Source organism: Actinophytocola sp., from assembly GCF_045807065.1.
Lineage (GTDB): Bacteria > Actinomycetota > Actinomycetes > Mycobacteriales > Pseudonocardiaceae > Actinophytocola.
The window spans coordinates 1-4000 of the sequence record NZ_JBJMIE010000433.1 but is presented as its reverse complement, the minus strand read 5'-3'; the positions used below and the strand labels follow the sequence as shown (position 1 = coordinate 4000).

1 protein-coding gene is annotated in these 4000 nt (G+C 74.9%); it reads right to left on the bottom strand.

The annotated features are described in order from the left end of the window. Positions 1–4000, bottom strand: a 4000-nt coding sequence (locus ACJ73U_RS25470) for an SDR family NAD(P)-dependent oxidoreductase (protein WP_407780229.1), incomplete at both ends; no start/stop codon positions are given.

The window sequence follows — 4000 nt, the reverse complement described above, 5'->3', positions numbered from 1 at the left end:
CGTTCGCCGGCCACTCGACGGGTTCGGTCAGCAGCCGGACGTCGCCCGCGGTCCAGTCGATCTTCGGGGACGGCGCGTCGACGTTGCGGGTGGGCGGGAGTTGCCCGTGCTGCAGCGCCAGCACCATCTTGATCACGCCGGCCGCGCCGGCCGCCGCCTGGGTGTGCCCCAGGTTCGACTTGACCGAACCGAGCCACAGCGGTGTCTCGCGGTCGCGGCCGTAGGTGGCCAACAGGGCCTGCGCCTCGATCGGGTCGCCGAGCGGGGTGCCGGTGCCGTGCGCCTCGACGGCGTCCACGTCGGACACGGTCAGGCCGGCGGCGGCCAGCGCGGCGCCGATGACCCGCTGCTGCGACGGCCCGTTCGGCGCGGTGAGCCCGTTGGACGCGCCGTCCTGGTTCACCGCGGAACCCCGCACGACGGCGAGGACCGGGTGGCCGTTGCGCCGCGCGTCGGACAGCCGCTCGACCGCGAGCACGCCGGAGCCCTCGCCCCAGGCCGTACCATCGGCGCCGGCCGCGAACGACTTGCACTGGCCGTCGACCGCGAGGCCGCGCTGCCGGGAGAACTCGACGAACGTCTCCGGACCGGTCATCACCGTGACACCACCGGCGAGGGCGAGGTCGCACTCGTCGGCCCGCAGCGCCTGCACGGCCATGTGCAGTGCGACGAGGGACGAGGAGCACGCCGTGTCGATGGTGACCGACGGGCCCTCCAGGCCGAGCACGTACGACAGCCGTCCGCACAGGACGCTGCCGGCGATGCCGGTGACCAGGAACCCTTCCACGCCTGCCTGTCCCGCGTCGACGCCGCGGCCGTAGTCCTGGGCCATCATGCCGGCGAACACCCCGGTCCTGCTGCCGCGCAACGACAGCGGGTCGATGCCGGCTCGTTCCAGCGCCTCCCAGGCGGTTTCGAGGAGGAGCCGCTGCTGCGGGTCCATCGCCAGCGCCTCACGCGGGCTGATCCCGAAGAACTCGGCGTCGAACTCGGCGGCCCCGTGCAGGAACCCACCCCTGCGGACGTAGCTGGTGCCGGAGGCCTCGGGGTCGGGGTCGTAGAGCCGGTCCAGGTCCCAGCCGCGGTCGGTCGGGAAGTCGGAGATGCCGGACCGGGCACCCATGACCAGCTCCCACAGCTCGTCCGGGGTGGACACCCCGCCGGGCAGGCGGCAGCCCATGCCGACGATGGCGATCGGCTCGTCCCGCTCGCCGGTGCGGGCGGCGACCACGACCGGGGTGGTCGCGGTGCCGGCCAGCGCGGACAGCAGGTGGTCGACCAGCTTCTCCGGGTTCGGGTAGTCGAACACGAGCGTGGCCGGCAGCCGCAGGCCGGTCGCGGCGTTCAGCCGGTTGCGCAGCTCCACCGAGGTGAGCGAGTCGAAGCCGAGGTCCTTGAACGGCTGGGTCGGCGCGATCGACTCCGGCGAGCCGTGGGCGACGACGGCGGCGATGTGGGTGCGGACGGCGTCGAGGAGGAGCTGGCGCTGCTCGGGCTCGGCGAGCCCGGCGATCCGGTGGGCCAGCTCGCCGGCCGGACCGCCGCTGCCGCTGACGCGGCGGGCGGGGGCGCGGACCAGCGCCCGGAGGATGGGTGGGACCGCGTCGGTCGCCTTCGCCACGGCGGTGGGGTCGAGGTCTATCAGCACGGACAGGGCGCGCTCGCCGGCGACGGCCGCGTCGAACAGCGCCAGGCCGTCTGCCGTGGACAGTGCGCCGAAGCCGTCACGGCGCAGGCGGGCGCGGTCGGCGTCGCTCAGCTCGCCGGTCATGTCGCTGGCGGCGTCCCAGAGGCCCCAGGCCATCGACACGGCGTGCTGCCCGGCCGCTCGGCGGTCGTGGGCGAGCGCGTCGAGGGCGGCGTTGGCGGCCGCGTAGTTCGCCTGGCCCGGGGTGCCGAGCACGCCCGCGGCCGAGGAGAACACCACGAACAGCGGGATGTCGCCGGCCAGTTCGTGGAGGGTGCGGGCGGCCACGAGCTTGGGTGCCAGGACGGTGTCGAGGCGGTCCGGGGTGAGCGCGGTGACGACGCCGTCGTCGAGGACACCGGCGGCGTGCACGACACCGGTCAGCGGGCGGTCGAGGGACTTCAGCACCGTGGCGAGGGACTCGCGGTCGGTGACGTCGCACGCCGCGACCCGCGCGTCGGCACCCAGCTCGGTCAGCTCGGCGACGAGCCGCCGCGCGCCGGCGGCCTTCGAGCCGCGCCTGCTGACCAGCAGCAGGTGGCGGACGTCGTGCTCGATGACCAGGTGCCGGGCCAGCAGCGCGCCGAGGCCGCCGGTGCCGCCGGTGATCAGGACGGTGCCGTCGGGGTCCGGTGCCGGCCGCTCGGCGGAGTCCTGAGCGCGCACCAGGCGCGGCACGTAGGCCTGGCCGTCGCGGACGGCGACCTGCGTCTCGCCCGACGCGGCAACGGTGGCCGCGAGATCCGCGGGGCCGTTGAGGAGCACGAACCGGTCCGGGTGCTCGGCCTGCGCGGAGCGGACGAGGCCCCAGACGGCGGCGGCGTCGAGGTTCGGGACGCGCTCCTCGGGGGTGACGCCGACGGCGCCGGTGGTGACGAGCGCGAGCCGCGCGTTCTCGGGTGGATCCTGGGCGAGCCAGTCCTGGATCGCGGTGAGGGCCTCGTGGGCGGTGTGCACCGCCTGGCTCGTGACGGTCACGTCGGCCGCCGTGGACAGTTCGGTGGGGGTCCAGTCGACCCCGTAGCGGGACCGGGTGGTGCCGGCGGCGGCCCTGATCTGTTCGGGGGTGACCGGCAGCAGCGACAGTGCGCCGACGGAGGCGACCGGCTGGCCGGTGCCGTCGGCGGCGTCGAGGGTGATGGCGCCGTCGCCGGCCGGCGCGATGCGCAGGCGGAGGCTGGTCGCGCCGCCGGCCATGAGGCGGACGCCGCGCCAGCCGAACGGGAGGCGGGCCTGCTCCTCGGTCGTGCCGGCGAACAGCGCGTGGAGCGCGGCGTCCAGCAGGGCCGGGTGCAGGCCGAACTTCGCGGCGTCGCCGTGCTGCTCCTCGGCGAGGGCGACCTCGGCGAACACCTCGTCCCCGCGTCGCCAGACCGTCTGCAGGCCCTGGAAGGCGGGGCCGTACTGGAGTCCGAGTTCGGCGGCCCGGTCGTAGACGTCGGTGATGGGCACGCCGGCCGCGCCGGCGGGCGGCCACACCGTCCAGTCCGGTGTGGACTGCGGTGTTCCGGTGGCGAGGGTGCCGGTGGCGTGCTGGGTCCAGTCGCCGCCGTCGCGGCGGGAGTGGATGGCGATGGTGTGGTCGGCGCCGACGGTGACCTGGGTGGTGACCGCCTCGCCGTCCGGCAGCACGAGTGGTGCCTGGAGGGTCAGTTCCTCGACGAGGTCGCACCCGACGCGGTCGGCGGCCTGGATGGCCAGCTCGACGAGTGCCGTGCCGGGAACGAGGACGGTGCCCATGACGGCGTGGTCGGCCAGCCACGGGTGGGTCCGGGTGGAGAGGCGGCCGGTGAGGACGAGTCCGTCGCCGCCGGCGAGGGGGAGGGCGGCGCCGAGCAGCGGGTGTCCGGCGGGGTCGAGGCCGGCGGCCTGGACGTCGCCGGTGGTGACGGACCGGAGCCAGTACGACTCGTGCTGGAAGGCGTACGTGGGCAGCTCGACCAGTGCGCCGCCGCCGAGCAGGGTCTTCCAGTCGACGTCAGCGCCCCGCACCCACGCGGTGCTCACGGCCGTGACCAGGGTCCGGACCTCGTCGCGGTCCTTGCGCAGAGCGGCCACGAACTCGCCGTCCGCGACCGACTGACCCATGGCGCTCAGCACACCGTCGGGACCCAACTCGACAAAGGTGGTGACACCCTGCTCGACCAGACCGGTGACAGCGTCGGCGAACCGGACCGCCGACCGCACCTGACCGACCCAGTACCCAGGATCGGTCCACTCGGCGCCAGCACCGGTCACCGTGGAGACGACCGGGATGGCCGGCGCCGCGTAGGAGACGCTCTCCGCCACGGCACGGAACTCGGCCAGCATCGG